Raw genomic sequence first — 26482 nt, 5'->3', positions numbered from 1 at the left:
ATAATTTAAAAAAATATTTTGTAATTAAAAGCTGTCTGGTAGTTGTTATTAAGCTCCTAAGCACATATATGTAGTGTAATACTGAGTATAACTTTTTTCTCCTTCGTGCATTCCTATTCTATAGTTCCTTTGTTGTAGCCAAGTATAGATATTTCAACATAAATTTTATTCTATTTAGCAAAGGCTCTCTTTATTCAAAACAACTATGGTTGGCTGTAATTCCCAAAAGAATATGATTTATTATTTCCAAAAAAATATTTAATTACTAATTTTATGTTCATTATTAGCTATTCCAGATATTATTTATAATTTTGCATTTGCTGGCTAACTCTATGGTAAAATAAAAAGCCATTAAATATGTTTATAATAAATCAACATGAAACAAATGCGAATCAGATTATTTATTTCAAATCACAATCTGATTCACAAAGATATTGGGATTTTTTTATTGAAAATAAGAATGTTATACCGTTTCAGTATGTAAATCCTCTTCTCGTTGCAGGAAAAGGTTATACATATAATCAAATTTTAAAACTTGATTTTTTGAATTGTATTATACCTATACCCATTTTCTCTTGTAAGTTCGTTAAGAAATATAATGAATTATTAAAGGAGGAATTACAGTTCTTCCCATGTAAGATAAAAATAAAGGATAAAACTGTTGATTTTTTCTTAGGCCGCATTATTAAAAGTGATAATATTCTAGATTTACAACGTTCAGGAAGTCGTACATTGACTGATGGTTCTTCCTTGCCAGATACTCCATTTTTCTATCAAACAAGATGTGATAATTTCTATATTTTACGAGATTGTTCATTTAAATCACATTATATTGTTTCTAAGTATTTTGCCAATTTATGTAAGGAATTTAATATAGAAGTAAAGTCAGTGTAAAAGTATAGTTCTGCCTAAATGCACAGAATGGTGGACGCTACACTATCATTAACGACTATATGAGAGTGCCCTATGGAAATATATGAGAGTTATGGTACAGTTATATGGCAGACTGACAAGGATATATATGGTAACCTTCACAACTGTAAGGCTATACGTGTCTTTTTATCTCCCTTCCGCCAATTAGAACAGTGTGAAGACGATGAGATTAGATTCTACAATAACCGTTTCCGAAATTATAATCTGAGTTCAAGCAAATTATATTAACCAAGACCTGAATAAGGTTAGCAAGAAATAAGCTTACGTTGTATGGGAATCTATTTACCAAGACTGAAAATATTGCAGATGATTAAAATATACCCCATAAGACAACTGTTACTGATTTGAAGAGGAGAATCAACAATATCATAGCGTAATGAACATTTGATAGGCTGAAAACCTCAATAAACAAAAAAGGGGCAGTATCAGATAAATGATACACCCCCTGTCTAAAAAAAACAAATTAAATATCTAAATTAGAGCCCTAAAGCTTTCTTTGCATTTTCATTGTTTGGATTTACTGATAATACTTTGTTAAAGTACTGTTTAGCCATTTCTGCATTACCAAGCTTTGAATAATAATAGCCTAAACCATAATAAACTTGCTCTAAATATGCCTTTGAATCGGCATCAAGATTCGGCTTTGCTTCTTCAAAAGCAGCAATCTTTTTATAAATATCTGCCACTTTATCAGCATCGTTCTTCATTTGAGCAGCGTTAGCTTGGTTAGACCAAATCCAATCTGAGATAGAAGGAAACTTAACTGCCATCTGATCATAGATAGCTATTGCCTTATCCAGATAATCAGCCTTAAGAGTTTTATCTGTCTCTGTTGAAGCTTTATCTACCCATGTTGAAGCAAGCTTAGCCCAATCGTTAGAATTTGCATTCGGATTTTTAGCAAGATAATCCATTTGAACCTGTAAAGCCTTATCACCATTTCCTTGTGCAGCATAAATTTCTGCTATAGTCTTCATTGGCTCGAAATTATTTTTATCCATATCGAGTGCCTTGTTAAGGTTCTCCAATGCTTTATCATATTCTTTATTTCCTGCTAAGGCTTTTCCGTAAACAGCATAATCGTTTGCTACCTTCTTACCATTTCCAGCAAACATTTGGTTTGCAAAGTTTAAAGCTTTTGCATAGTCGCCTTTTTCAACTGCAGACATCATTCCTACACGTGCGATATATTCGCTATTTGGGAAGCGTTTTAAACCATCTTCAACCACCTCTAAAACTTTATCGTGTTTACGAAGAATAAAAGCTGTATAACCGTACTTATAGAAATTGTCTTCCGTCAGGTTTGCTCTATTAGCTTTATCGAACCAAGAGAGAGCTTCTGCATATTTACCATCACCAAGCATAATTTCTGCAGCCGTTGCTTCCACAGGATAATTGGGTTCAACTTGACGAAGCTCTTCAAGTTTTTGAACAGATACTTGTGGATTTACATGACGATATACTTTTGCATAACGCTCGTAAGCAGCAACATTATGTGGATCAAGACTAATTGCAGTTGCATAATTCTGAGCAGCAGCACCAGCATTACCAACACTATCTTGTAATGCTACAATATCTCCAAGAAGAAGATATCCTAAAGTACCATTCATTTTCTTATTAGAAACGATAGAATTAGCAATCTTCATTGCCTCTGCAAAGTTACGTTGAGCTAAATAAACATTTCCTAACGCGGTAAGCGCCTGTTCATCTTTCTTATAAGTTTTTAAGTAGTCCTTTATAAGATCTTTACCAGCATTTACATCGTTAGGAGCAGCTTCTATAGCACTTATAATAGGATTAAGCGCAGCTTTATAACTATCATTCTGAGCTATGGCAGGAGTCGATAAACTTAGTATCAAAGCTCCAACTAATAAATATTTCTTTGTCTTCATAATCTTCTTTCTATTATTAATCAACATCTATATAGATTTCACTATTAAGCTAAAAAATAATGTAACATTATTCTTTTACTTTAACCTCTCGAATTGTTATTTCGGCACGATAAGGAAGTAAACCAGTTCGTAGAATTATTTTTTGTCCGATTGGTCCTGCAATAAAATTAGCAAATGCCCAAGGTAAAGCCTGATGAGGATCGGCTACTATTGCATATATAGTTCTAACAAAAGGATATCGCCCATCTAGGAAATAAGCCTGATATGGTTGCCAACTATTATAATCTTCTGCTTTACTAGTTTTAGATATCGCCATTACACGAATATCATTTCTAAATGTGGTGTTTGTAGAATCGCTTCGATCGTTCAACCAATTAGAGCCTATTACACCTATAGCGTTTGGAGTCTTCTTTACGTAGTCAATAACAGCTTTACTGTTTTTAGCAGCTACAATATTTTGACTCTTTATGTTTTTTCCTCCCAAGATAGAATCAACAACAAAATGAAGAGTTGCTGATGCTTTATTATCGAATACAACTTCGATATTTCCTTTTTTTGAATGTGGATAAATCTGATTCCACTTTGTTACATCGCCTCTAAGAAGACGCTTAACATCGGTAACTGTAATACAAGAATCTAAGTTACTTTTGTTTATTATAAAGGCAATACCATCGTATCCTACAGGGAAAACTGAAGGTATTGGACCTTTTCCTCTCAAAATTGCATCTTCACCTTTTTGCAAACCATGAGAAGTAAAAAACAAATTAACTTTGAGATCTAATAACATCTTCATACCCGTATTATCATCTGTATAAATTGGTAAAAGATGCGTCTGAGGATAACGATATTGATATACTTGCAATTCCTCGTCAAGAAATTGGCTAAAACTTTCGTCAGAGGCGAATTTAATCGTCCCTGACGTCGGTGTATCTGTTCTACCATCTATAGCTTTCTTTCTTCCACAAGAAGAAAGAAAAGCTGTAGATAATATCAATCCTACGAAAACGTAGAATATGGTTCTTTTCATAAACTTAAATTAATATTAGTTCAGTTTGAAAGTAATTGGAAGTTGGAACCAAACGTTTGCTGGCTGTCCATTATTCATACCAGGATTCCATTTAGGCATACTGTTTACTACGCGAAGAGCTTCACGATCAAGTGCAGGATCTACACCGCGTACAACTTCTGCTCTACTAACAGAACCATCACGACCAACAACGAACTTCACAACAACTTTTCCCTGAATATTATTATCAGCAGCAGATGCAGGATAGTTCAAGTGAGAAGTAAGCCAAGCCTGGACATTACCTTTGAAAGTTGGTTGTTGTTCTGCAAAAGTAAAGATTTTCTTTTCGATATCTTCCTTTGGAGCTTCAACTTTTGGAGCTTCAGCTACAGGTTTTTCAATCTTAGGAATAATCTGTTCTGGCGTTGCCACTGTACTTCTGTCAGCTACAATATTACGATCTTCAACACCTTCTTTGGTTTCAGTACCAATAGCCTTGGTTTCTCTGTTCATTTTAACCATTGGAGGCATTTCTTCTTTTACTTCCTTATCATCTTTGATGACAGGTGCTGTAAACTTAACAGTAGCACGTGTTTCTGGAACAACTTTTTCAGGTTCAACCTTTTTAGGTTCTTCCTTCTTTTGCTGTTTCTTTCGTTCAGCTTGTTCTTTCTTTGCTTGCTCCAAAGCAGCTAATTCCATCTTTGCAGCGTATGCTTCTTGAGCGGCAAGTTCATCTTTGTGTTTCTTTATCTGGTAAGCCAGATATCCACCGCCAATGAATGCAGCAACAAGCAAAATAACCAATGCCTTGATGTTACGCTGTGAAACAGACTTACGAAGTTGATAAGCTCCATACGCCTTATTCTTATCAGCAAACACCATATCGACCCACTTAGGATCATATAGATCTATTTTTGACATGTTCTTTTCCTTTAATTGTTATATATCATTAAAATTTAAACCCCTTAGTTGAAAGCAAATCTTTTTCCTGTGGGGTGAGCTTATCAATGACATAAGTTGCAATATATGAAATCTGCATTTCATCGAGAATATCAACTAGATTCTTATAAGAAGCTTTATCAGTAGGTTTAATGATAACTGTTAAGGTTGGAACCTTCTTACCGTTTACATTACCTAACTTAATATTGGTAAGTTCAGCTTGATAAATACTATCAGGATAAGCCTTTTCGTTAGCAGCTTTCTTCTTCTGCAATTCCTGTACGGCAAGACGCATATCGTTATAAGGTATGCTTGCACCATTGTCTACTTCCTTGTGTTGAAGAACGTAACGAATGCTACTTTTACCAGTTCCCCAATCTGCTTTTTTCAGCCAATTGGGATTATCAAGTTGTGGTTTACCTTCGCCATAAAGAATCTTATCTCCATCTCCAATAAATATAGTTATAGAGTGTGATTCCTTTGCTTCATTCTTTTTCGCATCTGGCTGTTGCTTATCATTACTTGGCATAGTCAGCTCCATAGTTGAAGGCTTACTGAGTGAAGTACAAAGCATGAAGAATGTGATAAGCAACATTAACATATCGACCATAGGTGTAAAGTCTACACGAACAGTCATCTTTTTTTGCTTGCTTTCTTTTTTATTCGACATTATTAGTTCTCCTTAGAAGCTGCTTGTACAGCCTTTTTAGCGTCCAACTGTGTAATCATATAGTAATGACTTTCATCCATATCTTGGAGTTCACTCATTACTTTTTTAACTGTACCATAAGGGGTATTCGCATCAGACTTTAATGCAATTCGAACTTTAGGATTTACTTGGCGAGCCGCATTAATCCATTGTTGAAATTCAGTCATTTCATGCCCTTGAATACTATCGAGAGGGATTCCCATTTTAGGGAGTTCTTCGCTACGAGTTTTTGCAGACATACTTAAGTAAGATGAAAGTTTATCCATAGGTGCCCCAAATGTAGATTCTGCCAAGAATGTTTTTTTCTGTTCTGGCTTCAAATCTGGTGCTACCATTTCTAAGATTTGTCCTAATTCTTTAGTATTGTCGTAGCTCATAAATACTTGTCCTTCGCCTGTTGGTAGACCTGCAGCGTTCTTTTCAGGACTAATAAGTACTGTAAGAACACCGTTTTCTGGCACCTTCATCTCAGATACAGATCCTGGTGTATTTACTTTCACAGGCTCATTCTTTACGAATGTAGAGGTGAGCATAAAGAAAGTAAGCAACAAGGTCATAACATCTGACATTGGTGTCATGTCAATCCAGACGTCTTCTTTCTTAATTTTTACTTTACCCATAGTGATAATGTATTTAGAGGGTTAGCAAAAAATTAAGCTTCTTCTGTATGGTTTACTTCGTATGTCTGAGCAATTGAGTAACCAACCTCATCGAGTGCGTAAGTTAATTTATCTACCTTGTTTGAGAAGTAGTTATAAGAAACTACTGCACACCAAGAAGTAGCAATACCGAATGCAGTATTAATCAACGCCTCAGAAATACCAGCAGAAAGAGCAGCAGAGTCAGCACCACCACCTGCAGACAAAGCAGAGAACGACTTAATCATACCAGTTACAGTACCAAGAAGACCGGTAAGAGTACCAAGAGTTACAAGTGTAGCAATGATAGGAAGGTTCATTGTAAGAGTTGGCATCTCAAGTTGAGTTGCTTCCTCGTGAGCTTGTTGAATCTTTGCGACTTTTTGAGCTTTCTTCATATTTGCATTTGCGCCACTTTCCATTGCTTTATAAGCATTAATAGATGCCATAACAACGTTTGCAACAGAACCTCTTTGCTTATCACAAAGTTGAGTAGCTTTGTTCATATCGTTATCTTTCAAAGCTGCTTTGATACTTGCCACAAATTTAGGAAGAGCACCTTTGCCGAAAGCTGTTTTCAAAGCTAACCAACGCTCAATAGACATTGCAAGTACTGTAAGTAATAAAGTGTGGATAACAGGAACCACAACACCACCTTTATATATAGTACCCCATACATCAGATGGATGTTCTTTCGTAAGTGGATCTTGGAAGTGCATATCGTTAGCAAACCAAAGATAGAACAATGCGAATGCTACGAAACCGCAGAATGCGATAATCCAAAATGCGCCTCTAACTCCTGTGAAGCCCTCTGATTTCTTTTGTGGGGCTGCTTTTTGTTGTGTAGTTGCCATAAATGATAAAATTTTAATTTTTTAGTTATAAATGAATTGAATTATTAATATCTATTTGATTTTAAACCGTTTGTAAATTTAGCCGCCAAGTAAATGCCAGCTTTTCTCGCACAACTTTGGCAAAGATAGCAATTAATAGAGAACTATGCTCAAAATTGACATCTTTTAACTGTTATTTTTTGCTTGTTTTTATTCGTTTTTTACATCATTGTGATAGCTTATACAGCTGTTATACTTTGCTTCGTTCATCGCCGTTACAGGTAATGTATTAATTTAAGAAACAATATAAATCCTTCGCTGATATTATGAAATAGATTTTCAAAAATAATCTATCGTAAACAATATGATATAGCTTTATTGAAAAGGTGCGATAAGCAAGTTTTTATAAATGTAAGTCATGTCCCATTCGTTCTTTTTTCGTTTTCAAATAGCGATAATCATATTGTGTAGGACGTATTTCTATTGGAATATTTTCTTGAATCTCTAAACCAAAAGCTTCGAGTCCTACTCGTTTGGTTGGATTATTAGTCATCAATTTCATTTTGTGTACTCCAAGATGACGTAGCATTTGGGCACCGCACCCATAATCGCGTTCGTCAGGCTTAAAACCTAAATGCAAGTTTGCATCTACAGTATCAAGTCCCTGCTCTTGCAATTTATATGCTGCAATCTTATTCATTAGTCCTATGCCTCTTCCCTCTTGTTGCATATAAATAAGCACACCTTTTCCTTCTTTTTCTATCATTTCCATTGCTTTGTGCAACTGTTCACCACAATCGCAACGTTCACTTCCTAGAATATCACCAGTTGCACAAGATGAGTGAACTCGCACCAATACTGGTTCATCTTCGTTCCATTCGCCTTTTATTAATGCCATATTTTCTACACCGGTAGATGTTTGACGAAAAGGAATTAAGCGGAAATGTCCATATATGGTTGGCATATCAACCTCTTCTCCCACTTCTATACTTGTTTCGCGTTGTAAACGGTAGGCAATAATATCTTTGATACTTATTATCTTCAGATTCCATTCTTTTGCTTTTTCGATGAGTTGAGGCATACGTGCCATCGTGCCATCGTCGTTCATAATTTCCATTAATACACCTGCTGGGAAGCAACCTGCCATCTTACATAAATCAATAGCGGCTTCTGTATGACCAGAGCGACGTAGCACACCATTATCTTGTGCATACAATGGATTTATATGTCCGGGGCGTCCAAATGTTTGTGGTGTTGCTTTAGGGTCAGCCAATGCTTTTATAGTTTCAGCCCGATCGTGAGCAGACACTCCCGTAGTACACCCTTCTAATTTATCAACGGTTATTGTGAATGGCGTTCCTAATACCGATGTATTATCGGAAACCTGATGTGGTAAATCTAATTCTTTTGCTCGCGAGAGCGTTATTGGTACACAAAGAACGCCACGTGCATTTTTCAACATAAAGTTCACCTTTTCTGGTGTTATCATTTCAGCAGCCATAATAAGGTCGCCTTCGTTTTCTCGATCTTCATCATCGACTACTATAACGAATTTTCCTTCTTTAAAATCCTTTATAGCTTCTTCTATGCTACTGAGTTCGAAGTTCTCCATAATCGATTGTATTTTAAGTTTAAGGTCATATTATATATAATATAATGTGACCTCCGGTTTTATTTATATTTATTTATTGTTACTGTTTTGTTGCTATTTTCTCTGTTTCTGCAATAATGCTTTCGTTCGTTTGCTTTATTGTTTTTAAGTCGCGATATAAGCGTAATCGAAATCCCCACATTCTGCAATATAAGAATAATCCGACAGGGATTATTATAGCAGATGCTATATTTAAGTATTTGTATTCAAAAGGACGAGTATGCGCCTTTGTTATTAATATTGGATACTGATTAAGCTCTGAGAGTATTATTCTATTACGTGTATTGCTCAAATCTTCTATAACCGTTTCGAGCTTTTTACTTAGCTGTTCTATATCATGATCTGGCTGATACTTAAAGAATGTCTTAATAAAATTAGGTGGCGACTTTAAATTACTTCTTTCAACATACGCCTCTATTTCATTATTCATTTTCCTAAGCATGTCGGCGTCATCAATATATCTTGGTGCACTAATAATTACTTCTTTACTACTTATATTTCTTTTCATTCTTAATCCTAAGATTCGTATAAAGAAGTTACGATACAGATCGATATTAAAAACAGCTGAATCGTTATTTGCTTTATAAGTAATAAAAATAGCAGTTGGAATAAGTATTGCTGGTGAGAGACCTCGACCAAACCAAATAGCCCAATCTCCTTGTCGTGTCATTCTGTATCCTGTATTATTCAATATGTAATAAATAATAAAGACAAGTACACTTATTATTATTGGAACGCCCAAACCACCCTTTCGAATAATTGCGCCTAAAGGTGCTCCTATAAAAAAGAAGATAAGGCAGGTTAATGCCAATAAGTATTTATTTATTTCAGCAATATCATGCATTCGAATGAGTTTATCACCATCGCTCGTTATCATACTTTTAAAATCGAGATCAGAGATGGTTTGTTGTGTATTCATCAATGTACGTTCTATAATTTGGCTACGCTCTTCAGGACGCAATTTAGTGTATATTGAATCTAAATTATAGTTCTTAGTTGAAGCCAGCATTATAGCTTTGTTCATATCCTTCTTTTTCAACTTCAATATTGGATAAATTGATTGTTGCGCATCTCGATAATAGACATTACCGACACTATCGTATACATGGATAAGCGAATCTTTGTCGTGATGTATTTTGGCTATACTTTTAGTACGAGCATCGTCTGCAATACCAGCCATACTGGTCAGGTTAAAATCCTCGTTGAAGTCTATTATAAGTTTTTTATGAACGAAAGACTCACGGCGATATGGGACACTTGCACTACTACTCAATTCTTGCGAGCGCATATTTTCAAACCATTCTCCGTTCCACAAGTTCAATATAAGATGTTTTTTCTCTGCTGTTGATTGCAACATTCCTGAATCGGCAAGTATAATGGCTTGATCTTCGTACGAATCGGTCATACGATAAATCATTATATTATATAAATGTCCTGTTTTCAAATCGCGTTTTTCCACATAGAGATTGGTATCTGGAATACCATTATAAAAGATTCCTTCTGGTATTTCTAATTCTGGACTCTTCTGTTTCATCGAAATTAACAGCTGGTCGAAGTGTTTCTTAGCATCAGGTCCAATACTATTTTGGAAATAGAACGATATCAACGCTATGAACAATGTAAATGCTATGACTCCTCTGAAAGATTTTATTAGCGATATACCGGCAGCTTTTATTGCCGTCAATTCTGAACTTTCACCAAGATTTCCAAAAGTTATAAGCGATGATAATAGCACTGCAAGTGGTAAAGCTTCTGGTACCATCATTAAACTCATATACCAAAAGAACTCTCCAAGCACATCTAATGTGAGTCCTTTACCTATTAACTCATCAACATATTGCCACAAAAACTGCATCATCAGCACAAAAAGGCTGACGACAAACGTCCCTATGAAGAGCATTCCAAACTGCTTTATTATAAAGATGTCTAACTTTCTAATATGGAACATTCTATTTGTGTAATATCTTTAGCACACTATCTTCTTGCAAAAGTACATAAAATAATTAGAGTAATCGTTTATTTTTCGAATTTTTATATCAAAAGAGCTGTCTTAATACACTAAGAATTATATAATCAGATCATATTTTTTGAATAGTATCAATAATTTCTCAAATAAATTTTGTTGGTCCATTTTTTTTATATACCTTTGCAACCGCTTTCAAAAAGCAACCTATTTATTGATTAGTGATGGCGGGATAGCTCAGTTGGTTAGAGCGTCGGATTCATAATCCGGAGGTCCGGGGATCGTAGCCCCGTCCCGCTACAAAAGGAAGTATCGCTACTTCCTTTTTTTTATTTCTAAACCTCTCTATGCATCTGAAACAACGCTATATAGTAATAACAAAAAAGTGTTATTGCTTGTGTTTAAAAGAGTTTAGCTGAAAAAGGGCGTAGGAATTATAAGTAGAACTTATTTTTTATTCACAAGCTAAATAGAATATCTCAGATGTTTAGAGAGTGTTGTCATATATAGCTATTTTTGTTCCGAATATCTATCACGTTCGTCTTAGATATCTATCAGTTTCATTTCAGATATCTATCACGTTCGTCTTAGATATCTATCACGTTCGTCTTAGATATCTATCAGTTTCGAATTAGATATCATAAGAAACAACTGCCCCTATGCTTTATACTATAGTAGCTGAAAGATAACTATTTATCTGAATATTTATAAACGAATTTTAGTCCTACCAACTACAATTTTATAAACCCTCTGGCAATTCTTTCTTAGGTGTTATACCCAATGTTTTCATATTATCGAGCCGACGAAGAATATTTCCTTTTCCTTCACTCAGTTGAGAATGAGCCTTCTCGTAATCTATTTGAAGCCGCTGAATATTTGTTCCAAGCTTCACAAATGTTTCTCCAAATGATACAAATTTATCATAAAGGTCGTTTGATATACGCAATATTTCCTCCACATTTTTATTAACACGGTAGTTTTGCCACATAGTATGAGTGAGCTGTAAAGCCATTAAAAGGTTACTCGGACTCAGCAAAATTATATGTTTTCGATATGCATATTGCAAAATAGAAGTATCTGCTTTTATTGCCGCTGCGTACCCACTTTCGTATGGAACAAACATCAATACATAGCCAATGCAATTGGGCACTATCTTTTCGTAGTTCTTAGCCGATAGCTCATCAATATGTTTCTTTATTGACTTGATATGTTCCTTTAGGAATCTTTCTTGTTCTGCAGCATTTTTTGCATTTACAGCAGACTGGTATGCGGTCAGCGAGACCTTAGCATCTATAACAGCATGTTCGCCTCCAGGCAAATCAATAACAGCATCTGGGCGCAAGTTGTTTCCTTTAGAATCTTGATAGTTTCGTTGTAAAAAGAATTGTTCGCCTTTTGTTAATCCACAATTTTCTAAAGTTGTTTCCAATATCATTTCACCCCAATCGCCTTGTAATTTAGAGTCGCCTTTTAATGCTTGTGTGAGCAATGCTGCATCATTTCCTATACGTTCGGTCTGCTCCCGTAATTCTTTTATTGCACGCTCATTATTTTCACGAATATTATTCACCGTTGAGGTCTGCACCTCTTGTAGCAATTTTATTGTTGTTTCAAACGTTGTTTTAATTTCAGCTTTGTTTGTTGCATCTTCTTTTGTAGCCGTTATTACATTTTGGTTGAATATATCTATACGGTCGTGAAGCGGTTTTAGAAGTGCATCTAGTCGTTCTTTATCTATCGTGTTCAGATGTTCTCTACTTTCCGAAAGCATTTGCGCTGTCATTGTGCGTATTTCTTCTTGCATTAATTTCTTAGTAGTTTCTATCTGCTTCTGCATTTCATCGAGCAATTTCTTACTGTGTTCTCGCTCTGCATTCACGTTATCGATGGCATTTTTTTCTATTGTTTCTATTTTACTTTTTGCTACAGCAAGTTCAGCAGAGAGACTCTGGGCGGTAGTAGCCACCTGACTCCGCCCCCATAAGTAAGCGAGAACTACACCTATAAGCAAGCCTATAAAAAAATAAATAAATGCCATTCGTTCCTATCTAATCTTGAAAGTAAACTCGTTTAACTCTATTGCTCACCACAGTCAGCACCTCGTATGGAATAGTATCCAACACATTACTCAACACTGTAACTGGTAAATTATCGCCAAATATTTCAACATTGTCGCCTTCTTTACAATCTATTCCTGTTACATCAATCATAGCTACATCCATACAAATATTGCCTACATAGTAAGCACGTTTACCATTTACAAGACAATAACAGTTGCGATTGCCTAATTTACGGTTCAACCCATCGGCATATCCTATAGGAATAGCAGCTATTACACTATCTTTTTCTATCTTACCACGACGAGAATACCCCACAGTATCGCCTGCTGGAACTTTCCGAAGTTGCAATATAGTTGTTTTTAATGTAGACACATTATTTATAATAGCATTGGTTCGTGGATTAATACCATAAAGTCCTAATCCTAATCGACACATATCCATTTGGTGTTCTGGGAAGTGTTCTATACCAGCAGAGTTGTCCATGTGTCGTATAATATGATGGTTGAAAGCTGTTTGCAATTTCTTGCTTCCCTCTTCGAATAGTGCGAACTGTTTATCTGAGAAAGAGTCGAAGTCGTTACTGTCCGATCCCACGAAATGAGAAAATACCGAACGAGGTATTAAAGCATGTTGATGGTGCAGTCGGTTCACGAGTCTATCAATATCTGTACGAGGGTCGAAACCTAAACGATGCATACCCGTATCAAGTTTAATATGCACTGGATATCCTGTAATACCCTCTTTTTCGGCAGCTTTAATTAGTGCTTCCAACAAACGGAAGCTATAAACCTCTGGTTCAAGCTTATTATCGAAAAGAGTTTTAAACGAGCTCATCTCAGGGTTCATTATCATTATGTTACTTGTAATGCCGTTTCTGCGCAATGTAGCTCCTTCGTCAGCCACAGCCACAGCAAGATAATCTACACGATGTTCTTGTAAAGTCTTTGCTATCTCTACAGCTCCAGCTCCATAAGCATCGGCTTTTATCATACAAACAAGTTTTGTTTCGGGCTTTAAGAAGGAGCGATACCAGTTTAGATTACTTATTACAGCATTCAAATTCACCTCTAACACTGTCTCGTGTACTTTCTTTACTAACAGTTCGGTGAGTTTATCAAAGTCGAAAGCTCGTGCTCCTTTCAACAAAATAACTTCATTATGTAAAGTCTTAAACACATTGCTTTCTATGAAATCTGCTGTATTTTCAAAAAAGAACTTATCTTTTAAACTACCAAAAGCCTGTTTTTGTCTATTAAGTGCTTTGCCTACACCTATAAACTTCTTTATACCACGCTCTTTTACCATTGCTGCAACTTCTGCATAAAGCTGCTCTTCGGTTTCACCACTTTGGTAAATATCGCTCAATATAAGTGTTCGTTCACGATGTTTTTGGTCTGGACGACGATTCATAAAGTCGAGTGCGATATTGAGTGAGTTTATATCAGAGTTGTAAGAGTCGTTGATTAGCGTACAACCATGCTGTCCTTCCTTTACTTCAAGGCGCATTGCAACTGGTTCAAGCTTCGCCATACGTTGCGCCAACACCTCTGGCTGTATGCCAAAATATAACGCAACTACCGCACAAGTAATACAATTGCTTATACTAGCATCATCTATAAATGGCAAAATAAAGTTTCCGTGTATGCTATGCTTCCATATATAATGTATGGTAGATGTGGTATTGCTCTTTTCTATACGTTCTACATAAAAAGCTGCAGTAGTATCGTGTTCCGACCATGCTAGCAGTTCTCCATCGTAACAAGTTTCTGCAACACAGTTTGCTGCTATCTTATCATCGAGTCGATAAATTAAAGCTTGTGTACCTTTAAATAACAACAGCTTCTCGTTACACTTCTCTTTTAACGATGAAAAATTCTCCTGATGAGCTGTACCTATACTTGTAAGTACTCCCACAGTAGGCATAATTATATCGTGTAAAGCCTGCATTTCACCAACTTTGCTAATGCCTGCTTCTATTAAACCTATCTGCGAATTTTCGTTCAATAGCCAAAGCGATAACGGAACGCCTATCTGCGAATTATAACTCTTTGGCGAACGTGTTACATTCATATCGTAAGAGAACAGTTGCGACAACCACTCTTTTACCATTGTTTTACCATTCGACCCCGTAATACCTACAATAGGAATGTTAAAAGCCTTACGATGAAAAGTTGTTAGTTGCTGAAGTGCAGCAAGTGTATTGCCCACTTTCAGGAAGTTTGCATGCTTATAAAGGTCAGAAAAGTTATTGGGAACATTCTCAACTACAAAATTTCGCACGCCACGCCGATAGAGTTCGGGAATGTAATGATGACCATCGTTGCGGTCGGTGTGTAGTGCGAAGAACAATGTTTCTTCGGGAAAACATAGCGAACGGCTATCTGTTAACAAAAAACTTATGCTTGCAGCAGTATCTCCATACCGTTCTGCGCTTACTACTTGTGTTATTTTTTCTATTGAATAGCTCATTATCGAAATATTAACAGAAAGCTTCCTAACTGCCATAAAATATACAATGTCGGTTGCTTTCTATAAGTTACAGAGTGCAAAGATACAGCAAAAACAAAGTTGCTGTATAGCTTTTGCTTTCTTTTTTACCTTTTTTTCCTTATCGTTTCTGCTTTACTGCACATTCGGGGCATACTCCTTTCAGCATAAAGTTTACACTGGAAAGTCTGTAACCGGTGGGCAGACTGACTTTGGGAATATCTACTTCGTGCAGACAAGTGGTGCGTTGACACTGCTCGCAATAAAAGTGAGCGTGCATATCGCTGTCAGTTTCATCGTCGTTGCTCATACAAAGTTCGTAGCGAACAATATCGTTGCCATCTTCCATCTGGTGTACAACGTGCTGATTACTAAACAATGTAAGTGTGCGGAATATACTCGATTTATCTATTGTTTGTAGTTTTGTTTCTAATTCCTTCATCGAAACAGGTCCATTATGTTTCGAAATAGCCTCTGCTATCAATATTCTGTTGGCAGTAGACTTAACATTGTGTCTGGCAAGATGTGCTAAAATTTGTTCGGTGTTCATTGGTCTTCTATTATTAATCCATTGTATTTTTGCGCCAATAGCTTTGCACGTGCTCTCATTTTTACCATAAAATTCTTATATTCGCTACTCTCTGGATTGAAAGGACGATGCGCAAATGCCTCTTTTACAGGTTTCCATTCGTGCAGAAACTCTTTAGCTGAAGGCGAAAAATACATATCAACAAGACGTTCCCATATATATTCCACAGCCTGCTCGTTGGGGTGTAGCATATCGGCTTTATAGAAACGATAGTCGCGAAGTTCATCGTTCACTATCTCGTAGGCTGGAAAATAGGCTACATTTTCATCAATATGCTCGTCTATTACATCGTGTACCGATAGAAGCAATGCTGCTTTAGAGAGCTGACTCTCGTGGTAACCATACTTTGCATATCGTATTGGACTGACTGTGAATATTATTTTAACATCGTGGTTGCGTTCTTGTAGCAGTTCTATTGCACTGTTTAGATAGTCTTTACAGGCTGCTATGCTGAGTTCCTGCTCATTGAAAAGCCGTTGCGGACGTTTGTTACAGTTGTCTACAATCTCGCCCGTAGCTTTCTCAATATACACATGGTTTGTGCCTAAAGTGATAAAGACGGTATCAAAAGTCTCGGTTCTTCGTTCTATCGTATGCAGTATCGAAGCAGGGTTATACATTACACCAAACGGATTTACAATGGTACGAAATTTCCAATCTATAAATTTCGCACCAATATTGCTTGCAAAACATGAGCCAACAAATAGCACACGCTCACAAGGCAATAGCTCGAAGCGTGGTCTCGGTACATTTACTATCGTTCTGAACTCCATATTTACAAAGGTACTGCTTTTTGTTTAGAAGAGCAAAAGCTTCATAAATGTTTTTCGCAAACTGCTATAGAAAAAACAAGCCGGATTAAAAAAGATAAGACTTGCAATAACTCAGACATAGTCTATAAACTTCTATGGTTTTCTGTTTTTATGTGCCTTAAGATAAAGTAGTATAGCTTTCATTTTGTAAAGATAATTTAAACACAAAACAACAATCCCATTTTTAGGTTGCAAAAACCATTGTTTTGCGTTCCAAAAGGGTGGTTTTTATTGTGTAAAACAGCCTATTTTGAAAGACGAAACAATGGTTTTTGCAAAACATTGATTATAAAACGGTTAGACAATACACACCACTATAAAAAATATTTACACGCTTCATTATGTGCTTTATTAATAAGCTTACACGTTACAAACGCTGTACTACTATATGAAAACGTATTGATTGTACGTCGTAATAGCACTCAAAAGATTACCTTCTAAAATTAAGAAGAAGCTTATTTATTGTATTAAAAATATAAAAAAACAACATTTATATCTTGTATTATATAAGCAAGCTTTCTACAAATGAGAATAATCTTAGGGTAAAAGGAAAACAATAATAATATGTTATATCTTTTTACCCTATTACAGTTTAGGTATTCTATCTTCCTTGTAACACTAAACACTTTGATATATAAAGAATACCTAAAAAGCCTCGCGATACTTATTTTCGTCCTTATCCTCAAGCATAGAAAGGTAGCTGTTGTAGCGGCTTTCAGCAATATAATGTTCCTCTACAGCTTTACGAACAGCACAACCAGGTTCGTGTGTATGGGTACAATTATTGAATCGGCACGACTTAGAATACTTGAAAATTTCTCTGAAATAGCTTGTAAGTTCTTCCTTATCAATGTCAAAAGTACCAAAACCTTTAATGCCCGGTGTGTCTATAATATAGCCTCCGTAGGGAAGTTCCAACATTTCGCTAAAGGTTGTAGTGTGCATTCCCGTATTATGCGAGTCTGAAATCTCTGCGGTACGCAAATGAATTTCAGGCAACAATGCATTGATAATGGTAGATTTGCCCACCCCACTATTGCCACTTAGCAGCGTAACCTTATCTTTTAGTAATGGGTGGAGCTGTTCTATACTCCTTTCTATGGGTGCATCGGCGATAGCTTGCAGCGTTACACACTTGTAATCAAGACCTTCATATAAATGAATAGCAGCCTTTTGGTATCGTCGTTCATCTTCATCGAGCAAGTCGTATTTATTAAAAACCAAAACAACAGGAATGCGATAGGCTTCGGCACAAGCAAGAAAACGGTCGATAAACGTTGTTGAAGTTTCAGGATAGTTTACCGTAACCACGAGAAAAGCCTGGTCGAGGTTGGCTGCAATAATATGACTTTGCTTGGAAAGGTTAGGCGACTTACGTATAATATAGTTTTTCCTATCTTCAATCTCGGATATAAAGGCTGTTCCTTCCTGGTTGATAATAAGGTTTACATAGTCGCCCACCGCTACAGGATTGGTAGAACGAATGCCCTTTAGACGAAAATTACCTTTTATCTTACTCTCTATTACACGACCATCATCGGTTTTTACAGTGTACCAACTGCCTGTATTCTTTATTACTAAACCACGCATTACTATACAAAAAGCCCTTTACTCACCCAACAAAGGGTAAATAAAGGGAGATTTTTTATACGGTCATTATTTCTTTTTCTTTCTCAACAAGAAGCGTATCTATACGTTTTATGAACTTATCGTGTATCTTTTGCAAGTCGGCTTCTGCATCTTTCTCAAGGTCTTCAGATAGTCCATCTTTTATAGCCTTCTTCAATTTGTCTTTAATATCAGAACGAGCATTACGCACTTCTACCTTTGTGCGTTCTCCAATCTTGTTGCTTTGCTTTACAAGGTCGCGGCGACGCTCTTCTGTTGGTTGAGGAAGATTAAGGCGAATAACCTCTCCATTATTCTCGGGAGTAATGCCAACATCCGAGTCCATAATAGCTTTTTCTATTTCGCGGATAGCTTTTTTATCCCAAGGTTTAATAGCAATTGTACGTGGGTCTGGCACTGTTACACTGGCAACTTGATTGAGTGGTACCATTGAACCGTATGAACTTACTCTTATTCCATCGAGAATTGCCACGTTAGCACGTCCTGCACGAATACGTTGCAACTGTTCGTCGAGATACATAGCAGCCATCTCCATACGTTCTTCAGCCTCGTTTAATGTTTCTTTAACGTCTATCATAAGTATGCGTATTAATTGTTTCTAAATACAAATTTAGGAATTTATTCGTAATTGCGCAAAGTTTATAGTTTTTTTTCTATTGGTTTGTATAGATTTCTGCAGATAGAATACACATAGCCTGCTCCAAATATTGAGCATCAATCGTATCAAAAGCATTCAGGTTTGTACTATCAATATCGAGTACTCCTACGATTTCTCCCTCCTTATTATATATAGGAACAACAATTTCCGAACGAGAAAACGAACTACAAGCAATATGTCCAGGAAAATCTTCTACATTTGAAACTATAAGCGTTCGACGTTCTGCAAATGCAGTTCCACAGACACCTTTTCCCACTGGTATATTAAAACAAGCTGTGGTTCCTTGAAATGGTCCTAACTGTAACATATTCCCTTCATTTAAAAGGTAGAAACCCGTCCAGAAGAAAGTATCAAAAGTATGGTGAATAGCTGCTGCAACATTTGCTAAGACACCAACCTTATTGCTCGACTCTCCCTCTATGAGGGCTGCAATTTGCTTCAGCAATAGTTCGTATGTTTCTTTTTTACTCATTATTTTTTTACCTGTTTATACGTTTATAACTGCCATTTCAGCTTCTACCATATTGGTAAGTTCTACAAATTGTGCAATAGTCAGCTGCTCGGGACGTTTTGTCATTACATCTTGTTCATAGAAGTTTTTATGTGCCTTGTTGGGAATCATCTGGCGTAAGCTGACACGTAACATCTTGCGACGCTGATTAAATACCGTTTTTACTAGACGCTTAAAGAGAATTTCGTCGCAATTGAGCTTGCTAACATTGTTGCGTGTCATTCTAATAACGGCACTCTTTACTTTTGGAGGAGGGTTGAATACATCTTCATCTACGGTGAACAAATATTCAACATCGTACCACGCTTGGATTAATACAGATAGAATCCCGTACGTTTTATTACCAGGTTGTGCTGCAATACGCAAAGCTACCTCGCGTTGTATCATACCTGTACAGCACGGAATTAGGTCCCTATTATCTAGCATCTTAAAGAAAATTTGTGATGATATATCGTAAGGGTAATTGCCTGTAAGAACAAATTGTTTACCACTAAATATATCTTCCAAATTCATTTGTAAGAAATCTGCACCTACGATGTTATCGTGCAGTATTGGAAAAGCCTCGTTTAGGTATGCAACGCTCTCTTTATCTATTTCTACTGCCTTTACATCTCGATGCTTTTCTACGAGATATTGAGTAAGCACTCCCATACCTGGACCAATCTCTAAAATAGGTATATTGGGGCAAGTATCTACTGTATCCGCAATACGTTTCGCTACATTCAAGTCGGTTAAGAAATGTTGCCCGAGATTCTTTTTAGGCTTTACTGATTTCATAAATTATCTTTATTTGGCGACAAAGATAGAAAAAATATTCTATATTTAAAAGCATTTATGTATCTTTGCTTTCAGAATGGAAACGAAGAAATTGCTATATAATGCTATAAAGATAGTGCTACCCCTTATTTTGGGCGGTGGGATTCTTTATTGGATGTATAGAGACTTCGACTTTGCACAAATGCGCCAAGTAGTTCTAAACGAGATGAATTGGATGTGGATGTTGCTATCTATGCCTTTCGGAATATTAGCACAAACCTTTCGAGGTTGGCGTTGGAAACAGGTTTTGGAACCGTTAGGCGAACAAACACGCAACTCTGTTTGTGTCAATTCCATTTTTCTCTCGTATGCAGTTAGCCTCGTGATACCTCGAGTAGGCGAATTTGCACGCTGTGGGGTATTGAGTCGCTACGATAATGTAGCCTTTCCAAAAGCTTTAGGTACTGTTGTTACAGAACGGGCTGTAGATATCGTTATCGTTATATTAATGGCATTGTTTGCAATTCTGACACAAATAAAAGTATTCACTAACTTTTTCTTCAAAACAGGCACGAATATTGACAATATCGTCCATAAGTTTTCAATGACGGGCTGGTTTGTTACAGGGATCTGCGCCATAGCTGTTATTATTCTCTTGTATATCATTCGGCGACATTTACCTTTATATAAAAAAGTGAAAGGAGCATTAACTGGGATTTGGCAAGGCATTACTTCTGTTCGAAACGTAAAGAATATGCCTTTGTTTGTGTTCTACAGCCTAGCTATATGGGGTTGCTACTTTCTACATTTTTACTTAACATTCTTTTGTTTTCGTCAAACTGCATTGTTAGGAGCTACTTGTGCACTGGTATGTTTCGTTGTTGGTTCAATAGCAGTGATAGTTCCGACACCAAATGGGGCTGGTCCATGGCACTTTGCTGTGAAGACAATGCTCATTATCTATGGCGTGGCCGATGTAAGTGCACTCTATTTCGTACTAATAGTGCACACGTTACAAACCCTATTAGTAATTTTACTTGGTGTTTATGCCTGGATTGCTTTGGCATTCACACATAAAAAGAATATAAAGATAGACATTATTCGTAAATAAATAAACAAGTATAAAATAAATAAATACTAACCCTTTAAAACAAACAAAACTATGAGTGAAATTAGAAATCTCAGTCCAGAACTTCTTTGGCGCAACTTTGATGATTTGACACAGATTCCACGTCCAACAGGACACATGGAAAAGGTGCAAGCCTTCTTGCTCGATTTCGCAAAGAAAGTGGGAGTGGAAGCCTTTGTAGATCCTGCTGGCAATGTCTTGATGCGTAAACCTGCTACACCTGGATACGAGAATCGTAAAGGTGTTATCTTACAGGCGCACATGGATATGGTACCACAGAAGAGTCCAGAGAGTAACCATAACTTTGAAACAGACCCTATCGAAACTCACATTACAGATGGTTGGGTTTATGCTAATAATACAACACTTGGTGCTGACAATGGTGCCGGTGTTGCTGCAATTATGGGTATTATGGAAGATAAGACCTTGAAACACGGACCTATTGAAGGACTCATTACAAGGGACGAAGAAACTGGAATGTTTGGAGCGAATGATCTTCCAGAAGACGAATTGCAAGGCGATATATTAATGAACTTAGACTCTGAGACATGGGGTAAGTTTGTTATCGGTTCAGCCGGCGGTATCGATATTACATCAACATTAGCGTATAAAGAAGTTGAGAACGATCAGGAAACTGCCGTTAAGGTTACTCTAAAAGGCTTCCGTGGCGGACACTCTGGTCTCGAAATTCACGAAGGACGTGCTAATGCAAACAAAGAAATGGTACGCCTTGTTCGCAAAGCAATGGTTGAATTAGGTGCTCGCTTGGCAACATGGCAGGGTGGCAATATGCGTAATGCTATTCCTTTCAAGGCAGAAGTTGTACTTGCACTTGCTAAAGATAAAGTTGCAGCACTCAAAGAAATGGTGGAAGCACAGCGTCAATTGATTGAAAGCGAGTTTAAAACGATTGAAAGCAATATAGAATTCTTTGTTGAAGATGTTGAAAAACCTGCTGCTCTCGTTCCAGAAGAAATTCAAGACAACATTATTAACGCCATCTATGCTGTACACAATGGTGTCTTGCGCATGATTCCGGTTTATCCTAACGTTGTTGAAACATCTTCAAATCTTGCCATTATTAATATTGATGCCAATAACACCAATATTAAAATACTTGCTCGTTCGGCTCGCGAGGATATGAAAGCATATCTTGCCACACAAATAGAAAGTTGCTTCGACTTGGCAGGTATGAAGACAGAGTTCAGTGCAAGTTATGGCGGTTGGGACCCAAATCCTGACAGTGAAATCCTTAACTTGTTAGAAAAGGTCTATAAAGAACAGACGGGTGAAGACGTTATAGTACAAGTAGACCACGCAGGACTTGAATGTTCTATTATTCTCGGCAAGTATCCACACCTTGACGTTGTGAGTCTTGGCCCGACTATTCGTAGCCCCCACACAGCAACAGAACGATTTAAGATTGACACTGCACAGCCTTTCTGGGACTTATTAGTGAAAACTTTGGAAGAAATTCCAACCAAATAAACTATTCTCTTTAGCTTATAAAAGACTTTTTCTTTGGTAGACTAATAGGGATATGTTATTTTTTATAGTCAAATAAAACCGTTAATACAAAATAAAAACTTTATGTTTTGTTTGTATTAACGGATTTTTCTTGTTACTTTTGCAAACATAGAATCAATATTAATTTATAAATGGACGATTATCTTTCGAATGTTTTAAACAAATAGAGCGAGGATAGCATATTGTATCTGCTAATCCGCGCCTGAATTTAACTAATTGGAGATTAGCAGAATGAAGACATATTGGAACATTAATGGGAAACTAAACACAATTAAAGAATGGCAACCTAACTGTTGGATACAAGTTACTTGCCCCACAGAACAAGAACAACAAGAATTAGAAGAAACTTATAATATTCCAGATTATTTTATTTCAGACATTAGCGATACCGATGAACGTGCACGTTATGAATACGACGATGGTTGGATGTTGATTATTTTACGTATCCCATACGTAAAAGAAATTCGTTCGCGTACACCTTATACTACCGTCCCTTTAGGTATCATTCATAAACGCGATGTAACAATCACTGTCTGTAACTTCGAAACAAATATGATGCTCGACTTTGTTTCGTTCCAACAGAAACGTGGAGTAGGATTTACAGATTATGTAGATATGATTTTCCGATTGTTCCTTTGTTCTGCTGTTTGGTATCTGAAACGATTAAAACAAATTAGTAATTTAATTGATAAAGCAAAACACAATCTCGACCAAGAAGTGAACAACGAAAGTCTTATTGGTCTTAGTCGTCTTCAAGATTCGCTTACTTATTTTGTTACTTCTATTCGTGGTAATGAGAATTTATTGGCTAAACTAAAATTCAAATTACAAGTTGATGAATTGGATGCAGACTTAATTGAAGACGTAAACATCGAAATGAGTCAGGCACGAGAGATAACAAGTATATATACAGATATTCTCGAATCGACTATGGACACTTATTCAAGTATCATTAATAATAATATGAATACGGTAATGCGTACTCTTACATCGGTTTCTATTATAATGATGTTCCCTACACTCATATCGTCTCTTTTTGGAATGAATCTTGTTAATGGTATGGAAACATCAGAGTGGGGATTTGTTATAGCACTTATACTGTCTGTTATCGTCTCAGGAGTTACGTGGTGGATTTTACGACACAAACGATTGATATAATCAAAAATAGCAGACATTTTCTTATCTAAAGAAAGAGAATTCCTGAATTAAATAAAAAAACAAGTATAAATTTAGGTGGTTTAAAACTTTTTATCTAAGTTTGCACCTTATTAAATAGTACGGTGTCTGTAGCCATTATAAAAGGTTGTTACACTGTATATATAATGAAAAAACTCGAATCATAAACTAATAGTGAAATGATGGACTCTCAAGAGAATACCCTTAATCAGGGATTAGAAGAAGTAAAACAGCCTGAAACGACTGTAGAACAAACCGTACAAAATGCCGAAGTAACATCAGACGATGCTACAAAAACGGTAACAACGGAAGACAATAACCAACAATTAAGGGACGAGAATACCCTCGCTAAGAAGGTTTATTACTCTAAACAAGAAATTGTAAAACGAGCAAAGGAGATTGCTAATAGCGAAGATATTCCAGAGAAAGCAGAAGTAGATCATCTAAAAACATCGTTTTATAGGATACACACAGCTGAACGCGATGCACAACAAAAAGCTTATCTCGAAGCAGGAGGTGACCCAGAGAAATACCAAGTACTACCGGACGACGATGAAGAGGCATTCAGAGCTGAGATGACTATTATAAAAGAAAAACGTCAAAAAGCATTTTTGGAACAAGAAGAGCTTAAACAAGAAAATTTGAAAAAGAAAGAAGCCATTATTGAAAGAATAAAAACAATGGCTACTACTCCAGAAGAAGCAAATAAAGATTTTCAGGAGTTTAAAACGCTACAACAAGAATGGAAAAACATAAAACCTGTACCATCAGAAAAGGTTAATGAATTGTGGCGTAACTATCAGCTCTACGTTGAACAGTATTATGATTTATTAAATCTTAATCGTGAGGCACGTGAATACGATTTTAAAAAGAATCTTGAAAAGAAAACAAAACTTTGTGAAGCTGCTGAAAAATTAGCAGACGAAAGCGATGTTATTAGTGCTTTCCATCAACTTCAAGATTTACACCAAGAATACAGAGAAACAGGACCAGTAGAAAAAGAGCTTCGCGAACAAATATGGCAGCGCTTTAAAGCAGCTAGTACCGTAATAAATAAGCGACACCAACAACATTTTGAACAAATTCGTGCTGCAGAAGAAGAAAATTTAAGTAAGAAAACTGCTCTCTGCGAAAAAATAGAATCTATCGTTAAACAAGAACGAAAGAACATTAGCGATTGGGATAATCACTCAAAAGCTATTATTAGCTTACAGCAAGAATGGAGAAGTATAGGTTTTACACCTCAAAAAATGAATGCTAAAATCTTCGAACGCTTCCGTGCTGCATGCGATGACTTCTTCAAGAAAAAAGGAGATTTCTTCAAAGAACTAAAAGAAAAGTACGCTGATAATGCAAGACGTAAACAAGAGCTTGTAGAAAAAGCAGAGGCGTTGAAAGACTCTACTGATTGGAAAAAAACATCGGATAAACTCATTGCATTACAGAAGGAATGGAAAACAATAGGAATGGTACCCAAACGATTAGGCGATCAGCTTTGGGAAAACTTTCTTGCTGCTTGCAATCATTTCTTTGAAGCTCGTAACGCAAGTCATGCTGGTGAACGAAACGAAGAACGTGAGAACCTAACAAAGAAAAATGAGATTATCAATAAACTAAAACAGCTTACAGAAAGCACTGTCGATAATTTGCAAGAAGAAATGCGTAAACTCATAGATGAATTTAACGCAATAGGACACGTACCTTTTAAAGAAAAAGATAAAATGTTTAAAGAGTATCATGACACTCTCGATAAGCTCTATAAAACATTAAACATAAAGGCATCTAACCGACGTATGGACAACTTCCGTAATAATCTTAAAAAAGTTGCCCAACGCGGCGAGAATGCTATTGACAATGAACGAGGACGCCTTGTTCGTCGTTTCGAACAGTTAAAACAAGATATTAATACTTACGAAAACAATATTGGTTTCCTTAGTATTAGTAGTAAGAAAGGTAATAGTCTTATTGATGATATGAATCGTCGCGTACAAAAACTAAAAGATGAATTAGAAGAAACAAAACAAAAGATAAAGACTATTGATACTGAAAGGAAAGATTAAATCTTATTCGTTCTGAGATAATAAAAGAGGGTGTGTCAAAATAGGCACACCTTTTTTATTAATATATCATTTATAACTCAATAGAAAATAAATGATATAATTATAAGTAGTAACAACTGCTTATACAGTAACCAAATAGATACCTTAAATGCTTAGCAAAGTCTGTTTTATATTACTTACTCTTGTTTCAGATATCTGTTACATTCATCTCAAATATCTACCGCATTCATTTTAGATATCTATCAATTACGTCTTAGATATCATAACAAGTCTGAACATTTATGACTCAATATTATAGTGCCTAAAAGATATTTATTCAGATGAAGATTATAGAGTCCCTTATTTTGCAATCTCCCAATCTAAGCATTAGCATAAGTTGCTGAACAACAACATAGTGTTCTATTTTTTTACTACATTTGTGCGGAGATTCATTACATTCATAGATAGATACACAAAAGTAAATGTGCATATTGCGATATAAGTCATACCAGGATTTTTGCCTAAAAATAAAAAAACTAATA

At 36.1% G+C, this 26482-nt stretch carries 21 protein-coding genes and 1 tRNA gene; 6 read left to right on the top strand and 16 right to left on the bottom strand.

Annotation, left to right across the window (positions count from 1 at the left end):
* Positions 1 to 357: 357 nt before the first annotated feature.
* Positions 358 to 894: a hypothetical protein gene (locus HMPREF9144_RS12645; RefSeq protein ID WP_006044459.1), complete on the top strand. Its 537-nt coding sequence runs from the start codon at positions 358 to 360 to the stop codon at positions 892 to 894.
* Positions 895 to 1409: 515 nt separating this feature from the next.
* On the opposite strand, the gene HMPREF9144_RS03365 is transcribed toward HMPREF9144_RS12645, so the two are convergent.
* From HMPREF9144_RS03365 to HMPREF9144_RS03330, 8 genes are all read right to left on the bottom strand, one after another.
* Entirely contained in the window at positions 1410 to 2825 is a 1416-nt protein-coding gene (locus tag HMPREF9144_RS03365; protein WP_040595548.1) for a tetratricopeptide repeat protein, read from the bottom strand.
* A gap of 67 nt (positions 2826 to 2892) precedes the next feature.
* Entirely contained in the window at positions 2893 to 3852 is a 960-nt protein-coding gene (locus HMPREF9144_RS03360) for a PstS family phosphate ABC transporter substrate-binding protein (protein ID WP_006044456.1), read from the bottom strand.
* Between the two features lie 15 nt (positions 3853 to 3867).
* Positions 3868 to 4755, bottom strand: a complete 888-nt coding sequence (locus tag HMPREF9144_RS03355) for an energy transducer TonB (protein WP_006044455.1) — start codon at positions 4753 to 4755, stop codon at positions 3868 to 3870.
* A 28-nt stretch (positions 4756 to 4783) separates the two neighbouring features.
* A complete protein-coding gene (locus tag HMPREF9144_RS03350) occupies positions 4784 to 5443 on the bottom strand; it encodes an ExbD/TolR family protein (protein WP_006044454.1) in 660 nt (219 codons plus the stop codon).
* Positions 5444 to 5445: 2 nt separating this feature from the next.
* Entirely contained in the window at positions 5446 to 6102 is a 657-nt protein-coding gene (locus HMPREF9144_RS03345; RefSeq protein WP_006044453.1) for an ExbD/TolR family protein, read from the bottom strand.
* A 32-nt stretch (positions 6103 to 6134) separates the two neighbouring features.
* Positions 6135 to 6974: a MotA/TolQ/ExbB proton channel family protein gene (locus HMPREF9144_RS03340; RefSeq protein ID WP_006044452.1), complete on the bottom strand. Its 840-nt coding sequence runs from the start codon at positions 6972 to 6974 to the stop codon at positions 6135 to 6137.
* A gap of 382 nt (positions 6975 to 7356) precedes the next feature.
* Positions 7357 to 8565 (bottom strand): bifunctional 3,4-dihydroxy-2-butanone-4-phosphate synthase/GTP cyclohydrolase II, encoded by a 1209-nt coding sequence (locus HMPREF9144_RS03335; protein WP_006044451.1) that lies wholly within the window; start codon positions 8563 to 8565, stop codon positions 7357 to 7359.
* Between the two features lie 79 nt (positions 8566 to 8644).
* Positions 8645 to 10552 carry an LptF/LptG family permease gene (locus HMPREF9144_RS03330; protein ID WP_006044450.1) on the bottom strand — a complete coding sequence of 636 codons (1908 nt, stop codon included), beginning with the start codon at positions 10550 to 10552 and terminating at the stop codon, positions 8645 to 8647.
* Between the two features lie 241 nt (positions 10553 to 10793).
* On the opposite strand from HMPREF9144_RS03330, the gene HMPREF9144_RS03325 reads away from it, so the two are divergent.
* A tRNA-Met gene (locus tag HMPREF9144_RS03325) sits at positions 10794 to 10867 on the top strand.
* Positions 10868 to 11306: 439 nt separating this feature from the next.
* Here HMPREF9144_RS03325 and HMPREF9144_RS03320 read toward each other — a convergent pair.
* The 8 genes from HMPREF9144_RS03320 to rsmA all read right to left on the bottom strand — a co-directional run bounded on the left by HMPREF9144_RS03320 (position 11307) and on the right by rsmA (position 20090).
* On the bottom strand, positions 11307 to 12605 hold the full coding sequence (locus tag HMPREF9144_RS03320; RefSeq protein WP_006044449.1) for a DNA recombination protein RmuC: 1299 nt from the start codon (positions 12603 to 12605) through the stop codon (positions 11307 to 11309).
* A 10-nt stretch (positions 12606 to 12615) separates the two neighbouring features.
* Positions 12616 to 15096, bottom strand: a complete 2481-nt coding sequence (locus tag HMPREF9144_RS03315) for a bifunctional UDP-N-acetylmuramoyl-tripeptide:D-alanyl-D-alanine ligase/alanine racemase (protein WP_040595546.1) — start codon at positions 15094 to 15096, stop codon at positions 12616 to 12618.
* 139 nt (positions 15097 to 15235) lie between these two features.
* Positions 15236 to 15664, bottom strand: a complete 429-nt coding sequence (locus HMPREF9144_RS03310; protein WP_006044447.1) for a Fur family transcriptional regulator — start codon at positions 15662 to 15664, stop codon at positions 15236 to 15238.
* A complete protein-coding gene (locus HMPREF9144_RS03305; protein ID WP_006044446.1) occupies positions 15661 to 16476 on the bottom strand; it encodes a GSCFA domain-containing protein in 816 nt (271 codons plus the stop codon). The genes HMPREF9144_RS03310 and HMPREF9144_RS03305 overlap by 4 nt, the downstream gene beginning before the upstream one ends.
* 684 nt (positions 16477 to 17160) lie before the next feature.
* Positions 17161 to 18105, bottom strand: a complete 945-nt coding sequence (gene rsgA, locus HMPREF9144_RS03300; RefSeq protein WP_006044444.1) for a ribosome small subunit-dependent GTPase A — start codon at positions 18103 to 18105, stop codon at positions 17161 to 17163.
* 55 nt (positions 18106 to 18160) lie between these two features.
* Positions 18161 to 18721, bottom strand: coding sequence for a ribosome recycling factor (gene frr / locus HMPREF9144_RS03295; RefSeq protein ID WP_006044443.1), 561 nt, complete (start codon positions 18719 to 18721; stop codon positions 18161 to 18163).
* 76 nt (positions 18722 to 18797) lie between these two features.
* Positions 18798 to 19274, bottom strand: coding sequence for a free L-methionine (R)-S-oxide reductase MsrC (msrC, locus tag HMPREF9144_RS03290; protein WP_006044442.1), 477 nt, complete (start codon positions 19272 to 19274; stop codon positions 18798 to 18800).
* Positions 19275 to 19289: 15 nt separating this feature from the next.
* Positions 19290 to 20090: a 16S rRNA (adenine(1518)-N(6)/adenine(1519)-N(6))-dimethyltransferase RsmA gene (gene rsmA, locus HMPREF9144_RS03285; RefSeq protein ID WP_006044441.1), complete on the bottom strand. Its 801-nt coding sequence runs from the start codon at positions 20088 to 20090 to the stop codon at positions 19290 to 19292.
* Between the two features lie 76 nt (positions 20091 to 20166).
* Between rsmA and HMPREF9144_RS03280 the strand changes: the two genes are divergently transcribed.
* The 4 genes from HMPREF9144_RS03280 (at position 20167) to HMPREF9144_RS03265 (ending at position 25961) form a co-directional block, all read left to right on the top strand.
* Positions 20167 to 21180 carry a lysylphosphatidylglycerol synthase transmembrane domain-containing protein gene (locus tag HMPREF9144_RS03280; protein WP_006044440.1) on the top strand — a complete coding sequence of 338 codons (1014 nt, stop codon included), beginning with the start codon at positions 20167 to 20169 and terminating at the stop codon, positions 21178 to 21180.
* A 51-nt stretch (positions 21181 to 21231) separates the two neighbouring features.
* Positions 21232 to 22686 (top strand): aminoacyl-histidine dipeptidase, encoded by a 1455-nt coding sequence (locus tag HMPREF9144_RS03275; protein WP_006044439.1) that lies wholly within the window; start codon positions 21232 to 21234, stop codon positions 22684 to 22686.
* A 270-nt stretch (positions 22687 to 22956) separates the two neighbouring features.
* Positions 22957 to 23883: a magnesium transporter CorA family protein gene (locus tag HMPREF9144_RS03270; protein ID WP_006044438.1), complete on the top strand. Its 927-nt coding sequence runs from the start codon at positions 22957 to 22959 to the stop codon at positions 23881 to 23883.
* 197 nt (positions 23884 to 24080) lie between these two features.
* Positions 24081 to 25961 (top strand): DUF349 domain-containing protein, encoded by a 1881-nt coding sequence (locus HMPREF9144_RS03265; protein WP_006044437.1) that lies wholly within the window; start codon positions 24081 to 24083, stop codon positions 25959 to 25961.
* The last annotated feature ends 521 nt before the right edge of the window (positions 25962 to 26482 follow it).

Origin of the sequence: Prevotella pallens ATCC 700821, from assembly GCF_000220255.1 — a bacterium.
GTDB lineage: Bacteria > Bacteroidota > Bacteroidia > Bacteroidales > Bacteroidaceae > Prevotella > Prevotella pallens.
Note: the sequence above shows the minus strand (reverse complement) of the source record. Positions and strands in the feature narration are given on the sequence as shown.

Coding starts and splice junctions, on each gene's coding strand:
- HMPREF9144_RS12645 (WP_006044459.1), top strand. CDS start 358: ATGTTTATAATAAATCAACATGAAACAAATGCGAATCAGATTATTTAT.
- HMPREF9144_RS03365 (WP_040595548.1), bottom strand. CDS start 2,825: ATGAAGACAAAGAAATATTTATTAGTTGGAGCTTTGATACTAAGTTTA.
- HMPREF9144_RS03360 (WP_006044456.1), bottom strand. CDS start 3,852: ATGAAAAGAACCATATTCTACGTTTTCGTAGGATTGATATTATCTACA.
- HMPREF9144_RS03355 (WP_006044455.1), bottom strand. CDS start 4,755: ATGTCAAAAATAGATCTATATGATCCTAAGTGGGTCGATATGGTGTTT.
- HMPREF9144_RS03350 (WP_006044454.1), bottom strand. CDS start 5,443: ATGTCGAATAAAAAAGAAAGCAAGCAAAAAAAGATGACTGTTCGTGTA.
- HMPREF9144_RS03345 (WP_006044453.1), bottom strand. CDS start 6,102: ATGGGTAAAGTAAAAATTAAGAAAGAAGACGTCTGGATTGACATGACA.
- HMPREF9144_RS03340 (WP_006044452.1), bottom strand. CDS start 6,974: ATGGCAACTACACAACAAAAAGCAGCCCCACAAAAGAAATCAGAGGGC.
- HMPREF9144_RS03335 (WP_006044451.1), bottom strand. CDS start 8,565: ATGGAGAACTTCGAACTCAGTAGCATAGAAGAAGCTATAAAGGATTTT.
- HMPREF9144_RS03330 (WP_006044450.1), bottom strand. CDS start 10,552: ATGTTCCATATTAGAAAGTTAGACATCTTTATAATAAAGCAGTTTGGA.
- HMPREF9144_RS03320 (WP_006044449.1), bottom strand. CDS start 12,605: ATGGCATTTATTTATTTTTTTATAGGCTTGCTTATAGGTGTAGTTCTC.
- HMPREF9144_RS03315 (WP_040595546.1), bottom strand. CDS start 15,096: ATGAGCTATTCAATAGAAAAAATAACACAAGTAGTAAGCGCAGAACGG.
- HMPREF9144_RS03310 (WP_006044447.1), bottom strand. CDS start 15,664: ATGAACACCGAACAAATTTTAGCACATCTTGCCAGACACAATGTTAAG.
- HMPREF9144_RS03305 (WP_006044446.1), bottom strand. CDS start 16,476: ATGGAGTTCAGAACGATAGTAAATGTACCGAGACCACGCTTCGAGCTA.
- rsgA (WP_006044444.1), bottom strand. CDS start 18,105: ATGCGTGGTTTAGTAATAAAGAATACAGGCAGTTGGTACACTGTAAAA.
- frr (WP_006044443.1), bottom strand. CDS start 18,721: ATGATAGACGTTAAAGAAACATTAAACGAGGCTGAAGAACGTATGGAG.
- msrC (WP_006044442.1), bottom strand. CDS start 19,274: ATGAGTAAAAAAGAAACATACGAACTATTGCTGAAGCAAATTGCAGCC.
- rsmA (WP_006044441.1), bottom strand. CDS start 20,090: ATGAAATCAGTAAAGCCTAAAAAGAATCTCGGGCAACATTTCTTAACC.
- HMPREF9144_RS03280 (WP_006044440.1), top strand. CDS start 20,167: ATGGAAACGAAGAAATTGCTATATAATGCTATAAAGATAGTGCTACCC.
- HMPREF9144_RS03275 (WP_006044439.1), top strand. CDS start 21,232: ATGAGTGAAATTAGAAATCTCAGTCCAGAACTTCTTTGGCGCAACTTT.
- HMPREF9144_RS03270 (WP_006044438.1), top strand. CDS start 22,957: ATGAAGACATATTGGAACATTAATGGGAAACTAAACACAATTAAAGAA.
- HMPREF9144_RS03265 (WP_006044437.1), top strand. CDS start 24,081: ATGATGGACTCTCAAGAGAATACCCTTAATCAGGGATTAGAAGAAGTA.